An 18,850-nucleotide genomic window follows, 5' to 3' on the forward strand; every position below is an offset into this window, starting at 1 on the left:
ATCTTATTATGTCACCTGCAATAGAAGCCGAAAGTGATCGAAGAATTGTTTTAACCAATGAAGTAGGACGTCTTGACCCTGCTCTTTGTCATTGGGCGATAAGACAACAATTGCTCAAATACCTGCATTGGAATGGAAACCCCGATCAATATCCAAAATGTTTTTGTGTTCATCCAGGAGATTTTTATGAAAAATTCTGCGGAGATGTCGGAAGGCTTATGCTTTGCTCTGATTCCATGGAAGAATTACATATTCTTGATGATAATAACGGTTTTAGTATGGTAGGAAGAAGGTATGAAATAGAAGTCCCTCCTTATTCAGGGCAACTGTTTTTGGATGTTTTGCTGGAAATGCAAGGGGATGTCTGTATTGCAATATGGGGAATAAGAGGCCAAAAGTTAGATTCTATAAAAAGAGGAAAAGCACAAAATTTAGCTTTTAGCGTTTCTGAGCTAATGCCTACTTCTCTTAAACATCTTCTCCCACAAAACCAGTAAGGGTGCGGCAGTAAAGGTTGAAGAGTACGTTCCAGAAATGGTGCCGATTAGCAAAGCAAAAACAAACCATTTAATCGTTTCTCCGCCTAATAAATACAAAGCCAACAGCATAAAAATAATGGTCATAGAGTTGTTGACCGAGCGACCTAGTGTTTCATTCACGGCTTTATTGACAATGGTTTCATAGGGTATGCCACTATATTTACGTAATGATTCTCTGATCCGGTCATAAACTACAATTGTGTCATGGACCGAAAACGACAAAATGGTTAAAACCGCAGTCATGAAAAGTGTGTCAATTTCTACACCTTTAAAGTGACCTAAAAGGGAGAAGATACCAAAGACTACTAGGGTATCGTGGAGCATAGCTAAAATGGCGCAAATGCCATATTTTTTATCATTAAACTGTTTCCAGACAAACAGTAAAATCACTATCACAGCTAAACCAATGGCAGCCATAGTTTTATTGAGAGTTTCACTGCCCAAAATTGGCCCTAAGGTTTCAAACTGTTTTTCGGTAACGGTTGCTCCAGCAGCGCTGGCAATTTTTTCTTGAAGTAAGGTATTTTTACTTTGATTAAACTCTTTAGCTCGAAGGGTGAATGTGTTATTAGTGCTTTGATTTAGCTCTAAAATTTCAATGTTTTCTTTTTTAGCTGCAGCTTCAATAACTGATTTTTGGATAGGTTTTTGACTATTAACCTGTAGTTGTAAGACTGTACCGCCGGTAAAATCAATCGAAGGTTTGAGTCCCCAATTTAATAATGAATAGATACCAGGCACAATAAAAATACTCGAAAAAATAAAGTATACCCAGTAGTATTTCATGAACTTGATCATAGCTGTGTTTCCTTTCCTCTATACAAAACTCGCAATAATGTTCGAGTGACCACAATACCGGTAAACAAGCTACAAACCACACCGATTAGCAATGTTAAAGCAAAACCACGAACTGTACCAGAAGTAACCAACCAATTAAAATTCAAGGGATTAAGTAAAATGAGAGCAGTCATAATGGTGGCAGTATTGGCATCTTTAATACTATCCCAGGCTCTGCCAAAACCTAGTTCCATGGCTTGGCGCCAAGCTTTGCCGGTGCGAACCTCTTCTTTCATTCGCTCAAAAATCAGAATATTACTATCTACAGCCATGCCAACGGATAGGATAAAACCAGCCATACCAGGTAGTGTCAAAGTAATTGGCACCAGTTTATAAATACTTAAGGTGATCAAACCATAAATGACTAAAGCAATATCAGCAATTAAACCCAGTCGGCCATAAAGAGCAGCCATAAAAGCCATAACGATAAAAAGACCAATAAAACCAGCGGTTAAACTTTTATTGACCGATTCTTGACCAAGACTAGGCCCAATGGTTCGTTGCTCGATAACTTTAATGGGGACTGGTAAAGCTCCAGCATTTAATTGAATCGAAAGCGCTTTGGCACTATCAGTAGTAAAGTTTCCAGAAATCACAGCCTGACCAGTAGTAATGGCTTCTTGAACAGTTGGAGCAGTGACCGGAATTTCATCCAGGAAAATAGCCACTGGTTTGCCAACATTTTCTTTAGTAATAGTGGCAAATTTTTTAGCACCATCGCCAGTAAATTCTAGACCAACTTGGGGAAGACCATTATTAAATTGCACGGATGATCTTTTCAAATCTTTACCAGAAAGGTCAGTAGTTACAAAATCAGTATATGGTACAGCACTAGCTGTGGAATCCTTAAGTTGCGGTGGTAGGACTCTAAACTCAAGCTGGGCGGTTTGGCCAATTAAACTAATAGCTTGATTAATATCTTGAATACCTGGAAGCTCAGCGATAATTCGATAATCATTGCCAACCTTTGAAGTTTGAATAGATGGCTCAGTAACTCCGTAAAGATCTACCCGACGACTAATAACTTCTTTAGCAGCTTCCAAGGCTGTTTGGCGATCACTAGTTTTAACTTTACTCATATCAGCCTGTAAAACAATTTGGGTTCCGCCTTGTAAATCTAAACCTCGTTGAATATCGAGACTACGATGGAATTCAAGTTTGCCAAGTTTAAAATTGATTTCCGGGGAAGAAATGGTAGCGTTAATAGTTTTACCAAAAATAGTTTGATGAATTTGGAAATTTTTAGGAAGAGAAATAATAGCAGTGATTATAGTCAGGCCAATGATAATGATAAAAAGGCGTTTTGCTTGCATTCATTTTTGTCATTCCGAACGAAGTTAAATGATTTTGCCAATAAAATTCCTGCCTGCCGGCAGTCAGGTCTCCACTTCGGTCAAAATGACACTACACATATTTTAGACAAAAACAGGCGAGAAACAAGAGGAAAAAGAGAGGTAAAAACACTTTTTATTTGTTTTTTATTTTTAAGTTATGATACCAATTCTTCTTCGTCTCCCAAAAGCATAATACGAGAGCCCATAAGGATTTGGGTGATAAAAGGATCTCGGCGTTTTTTTCTAAAATCAAATTCTTCTTTAGTCATGACTGAGTAGTTGATTTCCCGATCCAGCTCTTTTTCAAATTTAGCAACAACAGAAGCTACTTGAGGAATTACGATTTCACCCACAATTAGCAAGTCTACATCTGTTTCGTTGTGGGGTCGGTGACGAGAAAATTTGCCAGATAACACAGCAAAGCGGATTTTGCCAATGCGATTGCGGTCTTTGATAATAGCTTGACCAAGACCAACAGTTTTGGCAGTAAGTTGAACTAATTCGTTGTAAAAAAGATAGTCTTTTTTGAAACCGTAATAAAGACGGTTACCACGCGACTCTTTTTTGACCATGCCTTTTTCTTCCATATGTTGGAGCTCGCGACGAACAGCGTTAATTTCCTCCTTGGAAAGACGAACCAGCTCTCGAACATAGTAGATTTTAGCTGGATCTGTTAGGAAAATTTTTAAAAGTTTAACGCGAACGCGGGAGATAAGAAAATCTTGAAGTTTGGCCATGTTACTTTGTCATTCTAAGTGAAGTTGAAGAATCTTCCTTAAAAGATTCCTGCCTGCCAATAGGCAGGTCTCAACAAGCTCGGAATGACAAAATTGATTAGTCTTCCTAATTAAAGCCAATTATAGCATACGAGTACATAATGTGATCCTTGTCTTATAAATAATCCTATAGTATTGACTAAAGTTTGTATTTTGAATACAATACTAGCCAATAAAAGAGCGATATTGCTCTTTTTGTTTAGATATCCTTTAAAAACTATTTGCAGTTTTTGTAAAAGATATCTTAGTACATTAAAAATTCCAAGAACTAAATACAGCGAATCCAAGCAGAGATTGAATACATTTTAAATTTCTACCTGGGTTCGTTGTCAAAATTTCCTATTTCCACTGAGATAGATGGCTTGTAAGGAGCTGAAAGGATAATCAGTGATTTATCTGTATGTATTGGTGAAAGGAATATTCCATAACCTTGAAAGGGGATAAATCATGAAGAAGATTTTTGTATGGGTGTTGTTGGTTGCTGTTTTATCGTCTTTAGCTCCTGTAGCTTTAGCGCAGGAACCAGAAGTATGCTCTGATTCGAGTTGTATGACTTGGACCTGGGCAGATGCTTGGGCCCAAAATCTTGATGTGGACAGGATTCCGGTAGGTTTGCATCCAGGTGAAAAAGCAACAATCAGTCTGGTTAGCACCTTTGCTACTAAGCAAGTCGGTTTTGCTGTAACCAGTGAAGGTGGTATCAGTTTGTCGCAAATTGGCTTTGCCAATTTGAGTTGGGAGCTTGAGGGCCAGCGAGATGGACATTGGGCAATGTATGCCAATGTAATATCTTCTGGGTCAGGGTCGTTTGGCTGGCTCTCGACAGGGCTTTTCCGGTTGAAAGAGGTGATTGAATTCACCCCTAACAAACCTGGGGTTTATGCTCTGAAAGGGCTTGGGGAGGTCACCTCAATTTCCTCTGCTTTGGCGGGGAGGTTGAATGATGGATCTTGGTGTCTTTCTCAAGCAATAGCTTGGGATGAGATTCAGAAGGAATGGGTCATTACGGTTCTTCCCTGGCCAACTCCATCATGGAAACCAGTTGCTGAGAAGGTTGTTATTAAAGGGCTTAATAGCCCTGTGGCAGTTGAGGAACTTGGTGCATTAGACTATCAGTGGATTGAGCTTAAAAAACTCAATCTGACTGACCAAGGTTTTGTCTGGGAAGAAATTCCTCCTGGTCATCCGGCTGATCAGGGAACAAGTCAGACTGGTCGTTATGAGCTCACCTTGTTGTGCCAAGAGGGTGAATTTCTCTTGGGGGGAAATGTTCGTTCTTCAAGATCGAAATGCATTTATTCAGCCAAGCCTTGCAATAAAGATGGGAAGTGTCTTGAGCCTCGAGTGCTTCTCGTAGAAAATACTGGCTTGGACGGTACTCAGACCTTCAACTGGTTTGATCAGGAGTGTACTGATCAAATAATTGCTTTCAAGTGATGGTTCTTGGAATTGGGTAAGCGTTTTATCGCTACTGTATATTAAGGTATGCGAGCTTACCCGGTTCCCAGAGAAAATTAATAAATAATTTTTTCTGGGAACATATTAAAATTTACTTCTTTAGTATTCCAAAGTCTTATTCCCCTTAGCTAAATTGCTAATCCAGATTTTACCTGGAATAAAGCTGATTTCTTTGCCAGTATCAGCATCTTCAAAAATAGTTCGATCAGTTCTACTATCTTTGGTCCAGGTGATTTCAGTAGCATTACCATTTTGGAATAAAACTCCAGTACCTGTACCAATTGTATCGTAAAGCAAATGGGCATTACTGGGATAGCCGTCATCAGCATTACTCTCCACTGAATACATAACTATGATATTTTTAGCTGAAAGCTGTTTATTGGTGTCTAGGTCAAGATGTTCCTTGCCAGCATTGCTGCGCAAATACACTTTTTTCTCAGGATCAAATTTCCAAGAGACAGAGTAATCACCAGCTGGCGAGTTTTCCCAAAAATCATAGCCAATAGTAGTTACATCACCAATCTTAGGTTCTTTCCCCTCTTCATAAAACTGCCAAGGTACAAAGTCTTCATCCCAAGCATTGCCCTCGCTATCAACATTGGTCCATTCCCGTTTTTTAGCCAAAGCCCATAAACGTTCAGTGGTGGAATACATGGTGTGTTCAGTAGCGACTGTGTGTCCCATGCGCTCATAGTCACGCCAGTATGTGGGGTAACCAATGGCAAATTGATTAAGATCATTCCCCATGGAACCACCCCAACCATAATCTTCAATTTGACCCAAAGCATCAGCTTCGCTGGTACCACCAGGACAACCATGGTTGCAGTTAGCTCCGCCCACATGAGCATATAACGGGTTAGCACCGTACTCAGAAGCCCAGTTGATAAAGTAGCTGCGGGCACTACGAACTGGTCCAACAATAGCTTCGTGAGACTGGGCATCACAATAAAAGACCCCCATAAACCTGGTAATGCCGCCTTCAGCTACAGTTTCGTAAACAATATCAGCACTAGATAAACCGGATTGAGGCCGAGCTTCTTCATGGTTTTCAATCATAATAAGCAAGGGGCGACGTTGTTCCCAGGCCTCTTTCTCTTTTTCTGTAAAAAGTTGGCCATTCATAGGACAAATAGCAGTTTTGGGGCCGCTAGTATCAATAAGCTGTTTGTAATCTGCGGTATTATCTTCCTTCTCTTCTTGATTGATAGCCTCCTCTTCCTGATTACCTTGGGGACTAATGAATTCTAATGAAGGTGGAGCAACTACATACGTAAAAACCGCATAAGAAATGCCGGTTGAAAAAAGGTATAAACCTAAAAAGGCTACGAAGCCTAAAAGAGCAGTTTTTTTCATACTATAATATTTAGTTTGTTTTAATAATATAAAAACAAAAATAAGATTTCCTTGAGAATTTCTACAAGGAAATAAAATTAAACATCACCTTTTAAGTGTATCATGGCTTTATGTGGCATGCACTGGCAATTACTTTCTGTTCTTCTTCAGAGAGATCGCCGTCAATTCCTTTACCTTGAAAAACCTGTTTTGAATAAACTCGCGTTGTTTCACGGTTATGTAGGGAAGAAATTAAAACTCCAGTTTTTTGATTATCCAGCAGAGCTAAAACAAAACTTTGATCGCCACCGGTATCGTCAAAGGGATTGAAGCGTAAAAAGCCAACTTGCTGGAGATGAAAATCACATTGGGATTTTAATGTTTCCATCTCGCCAATCAATGATTTAAGTTCAGAACCCTGGAGTTTTTGGGCTTTTAAAATATCTTCTAAAATTTGTTCCAAGTTTTTCTTATCAATTTTTTTAATCAGGCTGTTGTAGTGTTTTTTAAGAGATAAAAATAAGACAGTCAGGATTGTTAGCCAAACAATACTAAGACCAGCTATAAGAGCTGGAATTAACGTTATGGGATTTGATAAAAACTCGTTCATGTGATTTGATTGTACGGAGCTTTTTATGGTCTTGTCAAACAGGGAGTTAAAACCTAGAATAATGGGCAGAATATTACATATATAAAATAATTCTATGGCCAAAAAAAGAAAAACCTTAGCTCAAAAAAAGAAGGCACTACAACGAAAACAGGAACAATTAATGCAGGTCCGATCCAGTGAAACCGAACAGGGAAAACTGCATTACGAAGCAAAAGAATCTATTGATTCTAAGAAAACTTCAAAAACTAAAGCCACAAAAATTTTAAAAAATGATGATCAAATTCTAGTTGTTCCGGAAAAATATATTCGCCAGGATTTGACCAAAACTGCCTTGCTGTCGGTTTTGTTTACGGCTATTATTTTGGGATTGTATTGGTATGTGGAACTAGGTGGAAAAGCTGCGCTGGGCATGTAATAATGCAAGCATGAAGAAAAATTTTTCAATCAAAAATGTTTTGCTTCTCTTAGTAGTTTTTTTAATTTTTATAGTAGCTTTTTCCAGATTTGTATATCCAAGTATTGGAGATAGACTTCCTTCTCAAATATCTACGGGTGTAGATATGTTGTTTTATAGTTCACCAGCGGGGTGTACTTTAATGGGTCAAAATTATAATAATTATACTGGCTCCGTAAATAAATGTACTCCTAAATATAGCTTTCCAGCTTATCGAAGTAGCTCATCAGGTAATGATCCTTTTGTTGCATTAAAACCAGTAATTTATTTATATCCTACCAAAGTTCAAGTAGTTGATGTAAATTTAGATATTTTAGGGAAAATAATTGTTTCATATCCAAAATATAATGAGCAAATAAAAGGATGGAGTGTGACTGCTTTTCCAGATGGCCATTTGATTAATAAAGCTGATAATAAGGAGTATAGCTATCTATTTTGGGAAGCTGAAACAAATGATCTTAATATAGACTTGGTTTCAGGTTTTGTGGTTAGAGGTCAGGATACAGAAAAATTTTTACAAGAGAAATTAGCTGAGATAGGTTTATTACCCAAAGAATACAATGAATTTATTGTTTACTGGCTACCTAAAATGCAAAATAATCCATATAATTTAATTCATTTTGCTGGCGATACTTACACTGATTCAGCCCAACTAACAATTGCTCCCAAACCAGACTCAGTACTAAGAGTTTTTATGGTTTACAAGCCATTGGCAAAATCAATCAATGTTTCTCCTCAGATTTTTCCCAAGTTTGAACGTAATGGTTTTACCGTAGTTGAGTGGGGCGGTACAGAAATTAAAGATTAAATCACAAACTCCCCATTGTCATAAATTATCTTCTTGCTGCAATTTTTCAAAACTGCAGTGACAGTACGTTTAGTAGTTGAAACGATATCAGTATGGACTGCACTATCATTGAAACCTAGGCTTTTCCATTGGGCTTTGGTAACTTTCCCTGGATCGCCAGCATAACAGTCATGATAGGATTTGCCTAAAGCAATATGAGTATTGCCCTGAGGGCCACCAACATTTTCATCAAATAAGGTTTCGGCCATAAACTTGGTGATTTTGGAAAAACGTTTATCAGTTAGAGAAAACTCACCAATTTTGTCTGCGTTTGGGGTTTTGATCATTTCTAGTAGCACTTTTTCATTTTGAGAGGCTTTGGCTTTGACTACCTTGCCTTTAGCAAATTCCAGCTCAACACCTTTGATCAAATTACCATAACGATAAAGAGGTTGATTAAATTTGATCCAACCATGTGTGTCCCGCCAATCAGGTGAGGTGAAAATCTCAAAACTAGGGATGTTGCGACCACTACCACCAGCCCATTGCCGTTTTTCACCCAGGCTAATCAAAAGGTCCACATCTGAACCTTTTACATGTAAAGTATCAATTGGAAGCTGATTTAATTTTTTAATAATTATTTCACTTTGAGCAAAAGTTTGTTGCCAAGCTTTGATAGGATCTTTTTGATTAAGATAACACCCTTTAATAATTTGCTCCCAGTAATCTTCAAGTGAAAGTCCGGCTTCTTTAGCCATTTGAGGAGTAGCATACAGAGCCAAAGTCCAAGTAAATTTACCTTGATTTTCTTTAATATCAAGCAGTTCTCGCCAAGGTTTTTGAGCTAGCTGAGCAGTCATAATTTTGGCTGGATCAATCCCTTTGAGCGCTTGTTTATTGACCTCAGAAATAATGGCAATAGAATGGTCAATTTGTTTAACCAAGCCTTGAACATAAGCTTTGGGATAAAATTTTAATTGCTCATCTGAAGCTAACTCAAAAAAGTCCCGAGATGGATTAAGTGATTTTTCATCATCAGGCAAATATTGAGAGATGAAGTGACCCCCAGCTTTTAAGACTGCTTTACGTAACTCTATGAAAAGTGGCTTGGCAGACTCTGATGCAGAAATTCGGACTACTTCACCTTTTTTAATGCCATTGCCGCTATTTAGAGCAAAGTTGACTAAAACGTTGGCATATTTTTCGAAAGTGTGTTGAGAAGGTTGGTATTTTGGCATATGGGTTACAATAGATTAATATTATTGTCATTTCGATCGAAGTGGAGACCTGCCTGCCGGCAGGCAGGAATTTTATCGAAAAGATCCTTTGACTTCGCTCAGGATGACAAGGTGGTAATGGATTTTAACATGTACTTATGTCTATTTCTAATCTAGAAGTTCAAAAGCGTCTTAGAAAATTTCAAGCTATTTTAAAAGCAAAAAAACTAGATTGTTTACTACTGCTTAGTGCTGAGCAAATTTTTTACCTGACCAATTTTGCTTTTCAAGATAGAAATGGACGGGAAGCTTTGTTACTAGTTGAAGAGAGCAGCTTAACTTTGTTAGTACCAGCTATGCATCAAGATCAGACTAAAACAGTTTTTCCAAATATTACTATCAAAACTTTGTCGGCTGGAATGAGATATAGCCAACTGCTTGAACCTAGAATTAATTCCAAAAAAGTTGGTGTAGAAGGAATGGTTTTGACTTTAGCAGAAGCTGCAGTTTTTAAAAAAATGAGAGCTAAACTTACTGATGTTAATCAGGAATTACGAATGGTGCGAGCTATTAAAACTCAGACAGAGATTGCAAATATTACCAAGGCTCAAGATATTACCCAAAAGGCTTTGGTTTCGGTTTTAACCAACATAAAACTTGGAATTTCTGAAAAAGAATTAGCCAGAAAATTAGATATAGCAATGGAAACATTAGGAGCTGATGAACTGGCCTTTCCGACCATTGTGGCTTTTGGTAAGCATAGCGCTGTCCCTCATCACAAAGCTGGTAAAACGAGATTAAAAAATGACAATATTGTTTTGATTGATATGGGAGCTAGAGTAGGTGAGTATAACGGGGATTTAAGCCGGACTTTTTATTTTGGTAAAGCTACAGATATATTTAAAAAGCGGTTTGAATTAGTGCAAACCGCTCAGCAAGCAGCTTTGAAAAAAATAAAAGCTGGGGTAGAAATTGCAGATATCGACCAGGCTGCCCGAGCAGTATTTGAAAAAGCTGAAGTGCTAGATCTTTATTTACATACTACTGGTCATGGGTTAGGAATTGGAGTTCATGAGTTTCCCAGCTTGTCGTATTTGCAAAAAGATAGACTAGAGGAGGGGATGGTAATTACTGTCGAACCGGGTTTGTATGAAGATGGTTGGGGAGGAATTAGACTGGAAGATGTGGTAGTAGTTGCCAAAAATGGCTATAAAATGTTAGGCACCTTGGATCAACATTGGAGTCTCCCCTATGGTGGCTAAAACCTGGGTCTCTACCCTACTTATTATTGTATTTTTTTTAATTACTACCCTGTGGTATTTTTGGCCAGTAGTGACTCATTTTGATAGCTATTTACCAGATAATTATGATGGCTTGTTTATTACCTGGTCGATAAATCGAATTGCTCAAAATTTTCCAGTCTGGCCTGGAAAATTGATGGAGGGCAATATCTTTTATCCTAACCCTTATACGCATGCATATTCAGACTTATTTATTACCAGCGGCTTGTTGGCTAAGCCATTATTAGTTTTATGGCCAGAATCACTTGTTGGTTATAATTGGACTTTATTGGTCGGACATTTTTTACTTTTAGTTTTTACGTTTTTATTTTTAGATAGTTTAGCCGAAAATAAATGTATTGCTGGAGTGCTGGCTTTAGTTTTTGGTTATAGCCAAATCCATTTACATTACTTGCCACACCTGCAACTGTTTACTATTTTTTTATTGCCTCTTTCGGGTTGGTGTTTGATCAAATTTGCCAAAAATAAAAAAAATTGGTGGCTCTATGGATGGTTTTTAAGCCTATCTTTTCAACTTATTAATAGTATTTTGCCTGGGTATTTTATTGTCGCTTCATTTTTAGTTCTGTATATTTATTTGCCAGAATTGAGATTACAAGTTAAAAAATCTTGGAAAGCATTAGTGCTGGGAAGCAGTTTCACATTATTAATTGCCGGGCCATTTTTATGGATATATTTTCAGGTGTCCAAATATTTTAATTACAGTCGACCTTTGACTGAAGTTATCCATTTTTCCCTAAGTCCTGAACAGCTTTTGACAAAGTTTTTCTCGCCAGTTTTATTTGGGCTGTTCGTAGTTGCTATGGGAGTAGTTATATTTACCAAGAAAAAGCCGCCATACCTAGTCTGGATCTGGGCTAGCTTAGGCTCATTAATACTAGCTTTGGGACCAGCTCTGCACTGGCAAGAGCAAACAGTCAAAATCCCCTTTCATATCCCCCTGCCATATCTATTGCTCTATTTTATTGTCCCTGGCTTTCAAAGCATGCGGACGCCTTCGCGGTGGGTACTACTAGCTGGTTTTTTTATAACCGTTGTCTTGGCGCTATTTTTACAACACGTTTTTGCTAAGAAAAAAACTAGCTTAACAATTGTCTTGCTAAGCATAATCATATGTGCTTGGATGGTGATGCCAAGGTTTGATCACTACTATCAAATTCCTAAAACCAAGCAATATCCTGCGGTTTATAGTTGGCTTAAAAATCAGCCAGGACAAGTTGTGATGGAGCTGCCTATGACAGCTTGGGGAGGTTCCGATCAAAATAAACAAGAAGTATATCGAATGCTTTATAGTCTGAATCATAAGAAGCAATTGGTAAATGGCTATAGTGGTTTTTTCCCGCCAGATTATGTAACTTTGGTTAATGTGTTACAAGCTGAGTTTCCTAGTCAAAAAACGCTGAAACTTATAAAGGATTACCAGGTTGACTACTTAATTGTTCATCAGGATGAATTTAGAAGAATGGGTGAGAGCGATATTGAAAATAAAATTGAAAAGACTATAGCTTTGCAAGCTGATGAAAAATTTGAGAATGATTTGGTTTATATATTGAGAAAATAAAAACTATTGCAAAAGTTCAACTTGGTCGCCAAGCTGAAGGTTGTATTTTTGAGCCCAACCAGATGGCAGCTCCAAAACCCAATCTACTATTTCAGGAGGGGAATATCGAGGCAATTCTTCAAGAGGGGTGTTGGGTGGAAAATTTGGAACATCTTTTTCGATATACACGACTTTTTTATCTCTAATAAAAACCATGTCAAGAGAAAAATTCATATCTGGCATCCAAAACGTGACTTCTCGAGCTTGGGGAAAAATAAACAACATACCGTTATTTTGTGCCAAATTGCTTCGGCCAGACAAACCTTGAGTGATTTTTTCTGGAGTATCAGCAATCTCTACCAAAACCAACTGGCTTTTCACCAGAAGTTTATGAGTATAGTCATATCCAAGTAAATCCTGATTGCTGTCCCCGCTTCCATCTTCGGCAACAATTTTTGGTGTTGTCTGCTTGCTACCCGTGCCCACCAACTGTTTAAAATCTGGTTTGATAAGGATAAGCAAGGCTATAAAACAGCAAACAATAAGGCCTAGGACAATAGCTAAAACTTTATTCATGAACAAAGTAAAAATATGTTTGATAGGTTTCTGATCAGATTTACGGTTTCAAATTCTTTATCTGTGGTTGTAATCAATTTTTCAGCAGCTATCTGATACTCACCAAAGAATAGATGATTAATAAGTAAAAATCCAGTCGACTTAATCACTTTCTTTAAATCTCTTATAAATTTGGGGCTATAAAGTGTAGCGCTAATACTGTTTCCACAAAATAAGTCTACAATCACTAAATCATATTGCTCTTTTAGGTTTTTGACAAAGGTAAAAGCGTCAGCTTCAATTGGCTTTACTTGAGAGTAGCGATTAAGTCCAAAATACTGTCTAGCGAGCTTTATCATAATTTGATCAATTTCAATCGCTGTAATTTGGGCTTGAGGCCACTTTTTAGTTAGTAAGGGAATTATGGTGCCACCACCTAATCCCAATAATAAAATACTTTTTACTTTTTCGTTTTTACTTTTTACTTTTTTTAGGGGTTTTTGCCAAAGATTTTTGACAATACTGCCTGATTGCAGTAAATCTCCGGCCACAATTTTGTAACTGCCTAAATGTTTAATTAACTGAATTTTGCCACTAAAAGGAGAGTTAAACTCTTTGACAACCTGTCCTTGGAAAAAGGAGAGAGGCATACTATTTTTACTAAAGCGGCTATTTTTTAATAAGCTCTTTTCCCATAAAAGCTTGCAATGCTTCAGGCACAAGGATAGAGCCATCTTTTTGTTGATAACTTTCCATAATAGCTATCAAAATTCTGGGACTGGCAATAGCGGTATTATTAAGCATGTGGACATACTTAATCTCACCATCTTTAGTTTTGTAGCGGACATTGGCTCGACGGCTTTGGAATTCGCCCATAATCGAATCAGACATAGTTTCCCCAAAATCATTACGGCCTGGCATCCAGGTTTCGATATCATACTTTTTGATTTGTGGTTCACCCATATCACCGGTGCACATCAGCATAACCCGGTAATGCAGGCCAAGTTCCTGAAGCATTTCTTCGCTGTAAGTACGCAGCTTTTCATGCCAGGATTTTGACTCTTCTATATCGTTTTTACATAAAATTACCTGTTCAACTTTGGTAAATTCATGAATGCGGTACATGCCTTGAGTATCCTTACCATAACTGCCGATTTCACGGCGATAGCACTGTGAATAACCAGCGTAGAGTTTTGGTAGTTCGCTTTCAGTTAAAACCTCATCCATATGGTAAGAAACTAGAGGTACTTCAGCTGTGCCAGCTAAAAAGCGTTCATCTTTTTCACCTTCATCATCAAAAGTTTTGTAGACATCAACTTTACCCCAGGGGAAATGGGCGGTATTTACAAAAGGCCGTTCATGTAAAATAATTGGCGGTACTACGGGAGTAAAGCCTTTTTCAAGCAATTTTTTCAAAGCAAAATTCATCACGGCTAGATGAAGTAAAGCTCCGTCACCTTTTAGGTAATAACCCCTAAAACCAGCCACTTTAGTGCCCCGGTCAAAATCAACAATATCTAAATCTTTAGCTAGTTGAACATGGTCTTTGATAGGAAAATCAAATTCCGGTTTTTGGCCCCAGGTAGCCACTTGCACATTGCCGCTACTATCTTTACCAATAGGCACTTCTGGATCAGGGACATTGGGAATTTGCAGCATCAAACTGTCGTAATCAGCTTGAATTGTACTGAGTTTAGTTTCTAGCTCAGAGATTTGGCTGCGGATCTGTTTGCCTTTCTCGATAACTTCTGGACTGGGCTTACCATAAATCCCTTCATTTAATTTGTTGCGCTGTGTTCTTAGTTCCTGGACCTGCTGCATAAGCTCTCGACGTTGCTGATCAACTTTGAGCAAGTTATCAACTTTATCAGGTACGCCTTTATCGGCTGCAGCTTTTTTAACTAAGTCTTTATTATCTCTAATAAATTGAATATCTAACATATGTGCAGTGTCATTCTGAGATGAAATCGAAAAATCTTATAATAGATCCTTCGCTAACGCTCAGGATGACACCATAAAAAAACACCACCATTACTCTTTCAAAGAGCCATGTGGCGGTGCCATCTTTTACTATACTTAATTCCTGCTGTCACGGGCTTACCCGGAAGAGCATTTCCTCTCTTCAGCTTGGCAGTTGGAAGCTGCCTCATAACGCTGTTACTTTTTTAGATTATAGCAATTTTATTAATTTTTACCAAAGCAATTGTGTCTTCGATATAGCTTAATGTATTTGGTAATGTATCTAATTTCTTGATTTGGTTATGGGTAAACCATTCTGCTTGAGCTGTTTCATGATCTGGATCATTAATCTTTACCTTTTGTTGACCAATACTTATAAGGTAGCAAGGCAAAATAACATGGGTGGCTATTTGACTATCATCATTACCATGTTCCCAGGTACTGGTTTTGACAATAGGATGAGGATATAAAATGATTGAGGTAACAGATAATTCTTCTTTAAATTCTCTTATTACACACTGTTCAGGAGTTTCACCAAATTCCAATCCTCCGCCAGCTGGTTGCCATTTGAGATGCCACTGTTTATTGTGAGGAGCATATCGTTGGGTCAACAAAAATTCCAACTTACCATTTTTGCGGCGAAGAGGTAAGCCGACAATACCAACTACTATTCTTTTCTTCATGAAGTTATTTATGTTATGCTAAATATGAATTATTAAATTTAACATATTTTAGAATAAACTAAAATAAAAAATATGGCTCAAAAAGATTCAGGTGTATCAGAAGATATGAAAACCTTGGTAACAATCTTATTACTTATTTTTGTTTTTCCTATCGGGTTTATTGTAATGTGGGCATGGCCAAGATGGAAAACTTGGGTAAAACTACTCGTATCTTTACCAACAATATTAATCTTTCTTTTTGCCCTCTTTATTTTTCTGGCAGTAGTTGCGGCTCCCTCAACTCAAATTAAAAGAGCTGAGTGTACAAAAAATTGTGCAACATACTCTGAGGTTCAGAAGCCAGCGTGTATCACTGAATGCATGAGTGAATAGGTTAATAGGATATTTATAATCCTAATTCATTACTTATTCCCTGCATAGCTTTGAGGCAAATAGCGATAAAATCTTCTCTTTTAATGCCTAGTTTTGGTTCACAAAAATCAATGTTTTCCCGTAAAGCACCTTTGGCAAAATCTTTTTTACCCCATTTTTTCAAAACATCTTCAACTTTAACATCTGCCAGTTTTTTACTAGGCCGAACTAAAGTGACAGCGGTAATCAAACCAGTCAATTCATCGCAAGCATAGAGCGACCATTCCATATTGGTTTCAGGTTCAGAAATATCAGCTTTCCAGCCCCAGCCATGACGAAGAGAAGCTTTGATAATTTTAGGATCAACGCCTTTTTCTTCCAGCATTTCAACTATTTTGGAAGGGTGTTTTTCAGGAGTATCTTTAAACATTTCATAATCACCATCATGGACGATCCCAGCTACTTCCCACATCTCCTCATCTTCATTAAAATATCTGGCCAAAGCTTTCATACAAGCGCCTACAGCCAACATATGCTTGACGAGATTTTTATTAGAAGTAGTGGAATTTACAAAATCAAGAGCTTCTTGTCTATTCATAATATTTGTCTAATTTAATAACAAGGAATTTTAGCAAGAATTAAAAGGGAGTTAAAGCTCATTCCAGACATCAATAAAGCGCACATCAAGCTTGGGAAATTTCTTACTAATTTCTTCGGCTAAAGCTTTGACGCCAAAAACTTCAGTAGCATAATGGCCAACTGCAAAATAGTGAAAGCCGGCTTCTTTGGCCATGCTTGAAGTACTTTCACTAATAACTCCAGTCAGATGAAGATCAATTTGTTTTTCTGCTATTTCCAAAAATTCAGAACCAGTAGGTGTAGCCCCGCCCGAGCAAACTCCAATCCGGCTAATTTTGTCCGGTCCGCCTAAAACCATAAACACATCATGGTGAAAAAGGGTGGTGCAATCTTTGGCAAAATCTTGGACAAAGATAGGACTTTTGGTTTTAGCAACAAAGCCCCAACCATCAAAATATGGTTCATCAGTTTGGACTAGGCCCAGGTTTTTAATAATTTGGGCATTGTTACCAATCTTAGGATGCATATCCAAAGCTGCATGGTAACCAGCGACAGTCAGTTCATTTTCAAAAATGATAGCCAATCTTTTTTGAGTAGCTAATGATAATTTAGATTTATAAATATATTTTGGGGTCAAAGATAAACCATGATGGGTGATACAAACTTGAGCTCCCCAGCTAGCAGCTTTTTGCAAAAACTCAGCATTACAGGAGACACCAACTGCAACCTTACTGACTTCCTCACTACCTTTAATTTGAATACCATTAGCTCCATAATCATCTGCTGATTCAGCTTTTTTTAGAAAATCTTGACCAAGAATTTGATTGTGAATTGTATTAAAAAATTGACTAGTGTCCATTAAGGCTTTCTGTGTTATGTATTTTAAAAACTAAGAGATTTTTACTAGGATCACGTGGGTCTTTAATTTCAATAAATTGTCCTTTTATTTCTTCACCTTTATCCGTTACGACTCGAGCACTACCGTCATCTTGTATTGAGCTAATCAAACCTTCTTGTGCTTCTGGATTACAAAGTCCTATTATAGCTAGAGCTTCATACATATTTAAGCGATAATCTAATCCAGCTAAAGTACGCTTTAAACTGATGACAAATTCAGTTCGTTCATCAAATATCATATGTTGTTCCCATCCAGATGAGTCTGAGAAAGCTACAATCTCAATTTGATCCGGTAGACGATTCTGAAAATAAGCAAGTTGTTCATGTATTGTTGACATTTTTAAATTATTTTAGGCAGAAAAAATATTGTAATTGAATAATAATTGTGATTTTAGCACAAAAGTGATTTTTTAGTTTTCATAAGAGTTAGGTTCTGATTTAGTAACATTATCTGAAATAGCTGGGACATAGGCTACAAAATTATTATCTCCAGCAAAAACGTAAATTGGTTGCAAAAATTGCTGAGCTTCTTCGGCATCAAAATAAGCCAGGTAAATCCGGCGCACGACCACTGCCTGTAAGTCCTGCTCGGCACTGGCAATATACCCATCACCTTTTTTCAAGGTTTCCCAAGCGGAATCAATGGATTTGAGCGGATAAGTTTCTGGGCTTAAGTAATCGGCTGGAAAATAGTTGTAATCCAGCTCCACAATTTGTTTATTGGCGTCTGTAGATCCTGAAAAAATCATACTAATAATACCTTTGCTTGGGTCTGGAGTAAGGACTGGGAAACCTTCGATATCATTACGGAAATAGTCCAATTTTACAAAATCAGCTTCAGATAAGCTTACGGCTGAAATCATTTTATTACCCGAGGCTTTTAAGTATGAAACAGTGCCATTAGCATAATTAATATCGTCATGCAGAAGCTGGGTTTTTTCAAAAAACTGTTGAGCCATAACTAAAGTTCTGCTTTCACCCTGAAACTGCTTATCGAGCAAAATACTCTCATCAATCTGCCAGTCATAACTTATGGTAAAAGCACCACTCACGATATTCATTTCCATAGTTAGGGGAGCAGGGATCTGACGCTGCCATTGATGCATTTCCGGTGAAAGGGCAGTTGATTTATTGGTAAAACCGATTTTTTCTGCTAAAGCTTGAGCTTGGTCTAATGCTAGTAAATTAGCTCGCTGATATGGCATGTAATAAACCGTAGCTCTATCTGGCATTTCTGGCAATGTGCCAGTAGGAGTTTCTAGAGTAAATTTGTATACATAATCTGATTCCGGAAGGATGAGTTTGGGTAATGCGCCAAAACCCATAGTTGGAGCTGGTGGGGGCGGGGGATTGAGATAATTATAAAGAGCGATGCCATAAATTACTGCAAAACGTAGTACGATATAAGCTACTAGTCCAATAGCTGAGTATTTAATAGTTTTTCTGGCTGTTATAGCAGTTTGTGTGAGGCTAGGCATGACTAACTAACTAAATATAAACATATCTATTTTAGTATACTGGAACTAATAAATTAAGAGGTATGCAAGTTCAGAATATAAGCCAAAAACAAATATTGGTTAGCAATCTGATTCAAGCTAAAGATTTGTTGACCAAAACCAGAGGTTTAATTGGTAAGAAAAA

Annotated in this window: 21 protein-coding genes; 7 read left to right on the forward strand and 14 right to left on the reverse strand. The window is 37.6% G+C overall.

The window, feature by feature from the left end:
* The first annotated feature begins 8 nt into the window (after positions 1 to 8).
* On the forward strand, positions 9 to 497 hold the full coding sequence (locus tag GYA49_04050; protein ID NMC36191.1) for a hypothetical protein: 489 nt from the start codon (positions 9 to 11) through the stop codon (positions 495 to 497).
* Here GYA49_04050 and secF read toward each other — a convergent pair.
* From secF to GYA49_04065, 3 genes are all read right to left on the reverse strand, one after another.
* The gene (secF, locus tag GYA49_04055) at positions 453 to 1,325 is read right to left on the reverse strand and encodes a protein translocase subunit SecF (protein ID NMC36192.1); all 873 of its coding nucleotides are present in this window, start codon (positions 1,323 to 1,325) and stop codon (positions 453 to 455) included. The two genes, GYA49_04050 and secF, sit on opposite strands and share 45 nt — an antisense overlap.
* A gap of 8 nt (positions 1,326 to 1,333) precedes the next feature.
* On the reverse strand, positions 1,334 to 2,689 hold the full coding sequence (secD, locus tag GYA49_04060; protein NMC36193.1) for a protein translocase subunit SecD: 1,356 nt from the start codon (positions 2,687 to 2,689) through the stop codon (positions 1,334 to 1,336).
* A 176-nt stretch (positions 2,690 to 2,865) separates the two neighbouring features.
* Positions 2,866 to 3,447 carry a hypothetical protein gene (locus tag GYA49_04065; protein NMC36194.1) on the reverse strand — a complete coding sequence of 194 codons (582 nt, stop codon included), beginning with the start codon at positions 3,445 to 3,447 and terminating at the stop codon, positions 2,866 to 2,868.
* 486 nt (positions 3,448 to 3,933) lie between these two features.
* On the opposite strand from GYA49_04065, the gene GYA49_04070 reads away from it, so the two are divergent.
* The gene (locus tag GYA49_04070; GenBank protein NMC36195.1) at positions 3,934 to 4,923 is read left to right on the forward strand and encodes a hypothetical protein; all 990 of its coding nucleotides are present in this window, start codon (positions 3,934 to 3,936) and stop codon (positions 4,921 to 4,923) included.
* A 120-nt stretch (positions 4,924 to 5,043) separates the two neighbouring features.
* Here the strand turns inward: GYA49_04070 and GYA49_04075 are convergent, their stop codons facing one another.
* Positions 5,044 to 6,297 (reverse strand): DUF3048 domain-containing protein, encoded by a 1,254-nt coding sequence (locus tag GYA49_04075; protein ID NMC36196.1) that lies wholly within the window; start codon positions 6,295 to 6,297, stop codon positions 5,044 to 5,046.
* 100 nt (positions 6,298 to 6,397) lie between these two features.
* Positions 6,398 to 6,886 carry a DUF4446 family protein gene (locus GYA49_04080; GenBank protein NMC36197.1) on the reverse strand — a complete coding sequence of 163 codons (489 nt, stop codon included), beginning with the start codon at positions 6,884 to 6,886 and terminating at the stop codon, positions 6,398 to 6,400.
* Positions 6,887 to 6,980: 94 nt separating this feature from the next.
* Here GYA49_04080 and GYA49_04085 point away from each other — a divergent pair, with 94 nt between their 5' ends.
* Positions 6,981 to 7,301, forward strand: coding sequence for a hypothetical protein (locus GYA49_04085; protein ID NMC36198.1), 321 nt, complete (start codon positions 6,981 to 6,983; stop codon positions 7,299 to 7,301).
* A 301-nt stretch (positions 7,302 to 7,602) separates the two neighbouring features.
* Entirely contained in the window at positions 7,603 to 8,148 is a 546-nt protein-coding gene (locus GYA49_04090) for a hypothetical protein (protein NMC36199.1), read from the forward strand.
* Here GYA49_04090 and GYA49_04095 read toward each other — a convergent pair.
* Positions 8,145 to 9,365 carry an aminopeptidase gene (locus GYA49_04095; protein ID NMC36200.1) on the reverse strand — a complete coding sequence of 407 codons (1,221 nt, stop codon included), beginning with the start codon at positions 9,363 to 9,365 and terminating at the stop codon, positions 8,145 to 8,147. The two genes, GYA49_04090 and GYA49_04095, sit on opposite strands and share 4 nt — an antisense overlap.
* A 137-nt stretch (positions 9,366 to 9,502) precedes the next feature.
* On the opposite strand from GYA49_04095, the gene GYA49_04100 reads away from it, so the two are divergent.
* Together GYA49_04100 and GYA49_04105 are read left to right on the forward strand one after the other, a co-directional pair.
* Entirely contained in the window at positions 9,503 to 10,606 is a 1,104-nt protein-coding gene (locus tag GYA49_04100) for an aminopeptidase P family protein (protein ID NMC36201.1), read from the forward strand.
* Positions 10,596 to 12,206: a YfhO family protein gene (locus GYA49_04105; protein NMC36202.1), complete on the forward strand. Its 1,611-nt coding sequence runs from the start codon at positions 10,596 to 10,598 to the stop codon at positions 12,204 to 12,206. Before GYA49_04100 ends, GYA49_04105 begins: the two co-directional genes overlap by 11 nt.
* Positions 12,207 to 12,209: 3 nt before the next feature.
* Here the strand turns inward: GYA49_04105 and GYA49_04110 are convergent, their stop codons facing one another.
* The 4 genes from GYA49_04110 to GYA49_04125 all read right to left on the reverse strand — a co-directional run bounded on the left by GYA49_04110 (position 12,210) and on the right by GYA49_04125 (position 15,382).
* Positions 12,210 to 12,761: a DUF192 domain-containing protein gene (locus GYA49_04110; GenBank protein ID NMC36203.1), complete on the reverse strand. Its 552-nt coding sequence runs from the start codon at positions 12,759 to 12,761 to the stop codon at positions 12,210 to 12,212.
* A complete protein-coding gene (locus GYA49_04115) occupies positions 12,758 to 13,390 on the reverse strand; it encodes a methyltransferase domain-containing protein (protein ID NMC36204.1) in 633 nt (210 codons plus the stop codon). Before GYA49_04115 ends, GYA49_04110 begins: the two co-directional genes overlap by 4 nt.
* A 19-nt stretch (positions 13,391 to 13,409) precedes the next feature.
* Entirely contained in the window at positions 13,410 to 14,681 is a 1,272-nt protein-coding gene (gene serS, locus GYA49_04120; protein ID NMC36205.1) for a serine--tRNA ligase, read from the reverse strand.
* A gap of 224 nt (positions 14,682 to 14,905) precedes the next feature.
* Positions 14,906 to 15,382, reverse strand: coding sequence for an NUDIX hydrolase (locus GYA49_04125; protein NMC36206.1), 477 nt, complete (start codon positions 15,380 to 15,382; stop codon positions 14,906 to 14,908).
* Positions 15,383 to 15,454: 72 nt separating this feature from the next.
* Between GYA49_04125 and GYA49_04130 the strand changes: the two genes are divergently transcribed.
* The gene (locus tag GYA49_04130) at positions 15,455 to 15,754 is read left to right on the forward strand and encodes a hypothetical protein (protein NMC36207.1); all 300 of its coding nucleotides are present in this window, start codon (positions 15,455 to 15,457) and stop codon (positions 15,752 to 15,754) included.
* A 13-nt stretch (positions 15,755 to 15,767) separates the two neighbouring features.
* On the opposite strand, the gene GYA49_04135 is transcribed toward GYA49_04130, so the two are convergent.
* The 4 genes from GYA49_04135 to GYA49_04150 all read right to left on the reverse strand — a co-directional run bounded on the left by GYA49_04135 (position 15,768) and on the right by GYA49_04150 (position 18,687).
* On the reverse strand, positions 15,768 to 16,331 hold the full coding sequence (locus GYA49_04135; protein NMC36208.1) for an HDIG domain-containing protein: 564 nt from the start codon (positions 16,329 to 16,331) through the stop codon (positions 15,768 to 15,770).
* 51 nt (positions 16,332 to 16,382) lie between these two features.
* Entirely contained in the window at positions 16,383 to 17,171 is a 789-nt protein-coding gene (locus tag GYA49_04140; protein NMC36209.1) for a Nif3-like dinuclear metal center hexameric protein, read from the reverse strand.
* Complete coding sequence (locus GYA49_04145; GenBank protein NMC36210.1) at positions 17,161 to 17,547, reverse strand: hypothetical protein; 387 nt, start codon at positions 17,545 to 17,547, stop codon at positions 17,161 to 17,163. The genes GYA49_04140 and GYA49_04145 overlap by 11 nt, the downstream gene beginning before the upstream one ends.
* A gap of 72 nt (positions 17,548 to 17,619) precedes the next feature.
* Entirely contained in the window at positions 17,620 to 18,687 is a 1,068-nt protein-coding gene (locus GYA49_04150; protein ID NMC36211.1) for a hypothetical protein, read from the reverse strand.
* Positions 18,688 to 18,850: the final 163 nt, after the last annotated feature.

The sequence above is a fragment of the Candidatus Beckwithbacteria bacterium genome (assembly GCA_012797845.1).
Classification (GTDB): domain Bacteria; phylum Patescibacteriota; class Microgenomatia; order UBA1400; family UBA1449; genus JAAZOH01.

Coding starts and splice junctions, on each gene's coding strand:
- GYA49_04140 (NMC36209.1), bottom strand. CDS start 17,171: ATGGACACTAGTCAATTTTTTAATACAATTCACAATCAAATTCTTGGT.
- GYA49_04070 (NMC36195.1), top strand. CDS start 3,934: ATGAAGAAGATTTTTGTATGGGTGTTGTTGGTTGCTGTTTTATCGTCT.
- GYA49_04075 (NMC36196.1), bottom strand. CDS start 6,297: ATGAAAAAAACTGCTCTTTTAGGCTTCGTAGCCTTTTTAGGTTTATAC.
- GYA49_04095 (NMC36200.1), bottom strand. CDS start 9,365: ATGCCAAAATACCAACCTTCTCAACACACTTTCGAAAAATATGCCAAC.
- GYA49_04105 (NMC36202.1), top strand. CDS start 10,596: ATGGTGGCTAAAACCTGGGTCTCTACCCTACTTATTATTGTATTTTTT.
- GYA49_04130 (NMC36207.1), top strand. CDS start 15,455: ATGGCTCAAAAAGATTCAGGTGTATCAGAAGATATGAAAACCTTGGTA.
- GYA49_04080 (NMC36197.1), bottom strand. CDS start 6,886: ATGAACGAGTTTTTATCAAATCCCATAACGTTAATTCCAGCTCTTATA.
- GYA49_04115 (NMC36204.1), bottom strand. CDS start 13,390: ATGCCTCTCTCCTTTTTCCAAGGACAGGTTGTCAAAGAGTTTAACTCT.
- GYA49_04150 (NMC36211.1), bottom strand. CDS start 18,687: ATGCCTAGCCTCACACAAACTGCTATAACAGCCAGAAAAACTATTAAA.
- secD (NMC36193.1), bottom strand. CDS start 2,689: ATGCAAGCAAAACGCCTTTTTATCATTATCATTGGCCTGACTATAATC.
- GYA49_04145 (NMC36210.1), bottom strand. CDS start 17,547: ATGTCAACAATACATGAACAACTTGCTTATTTTCAGAATCGTCTACCG.
- GYA49_04050 (NMC36191.1), top strand. CDS start 9: ATGTCACCTGCAATAGAAGCCGAAAGTGATCGAAGAATTGTTTTAACC.
- GYA49_04085 (NMC36198.1), top strand. CDS start 6,981: ATGGCCAAAAAAAGAAAAACCTTAGCTCAAAAAAAGAAGGCACTACAA.
- GYA49_04125 (NMC36206.1), bottom strand. CDS start 15,382: ATGAAGAAAAGAATAGTAGTTGGTATTGTCGGCTTACCTCTTCGCCGC.
- GYA49_04135 (NMC36208.1), bottom strand. CDS start 16,331: ATGAATAGACAAGAAGCTCTTGATTTTGTAAATTCCACTACTTCTAAT.
- GYA49_04065 (NMC36194.1), bottom strand. CDS start 3,447: ATGGCCAAACTTCAAGATTTTCTTATCTCCCGCGTTCGCGTTAAACTT.
- secF (NMC36192.1), bottom strand. CDS start 1,325: ATGAAATACTACTGGGTATACTTTATTTTTTCGAGTATTTTTATTGTG.
- serS (NMC36205.1), bottom strand. CDS start 14,681: ATGTTAGATATTCAATTTATTAGAGATAATAAAGACTTAGTTAAAAAA.
- GYA49_04100 (NMC36201.1), top strand. CDS start 9,503: ATGTCTATTTCTAATCTAGAAGTTCAAAAGCGTCTTAGAAAATTTCAA.
- GYA49_04110 (NMC36203.1), bottom strand. CDS start 12,761: ATGAATAAAGTTTTAGCTATTGTCCTAGGCCTTATTGTTTGCTGTTTT.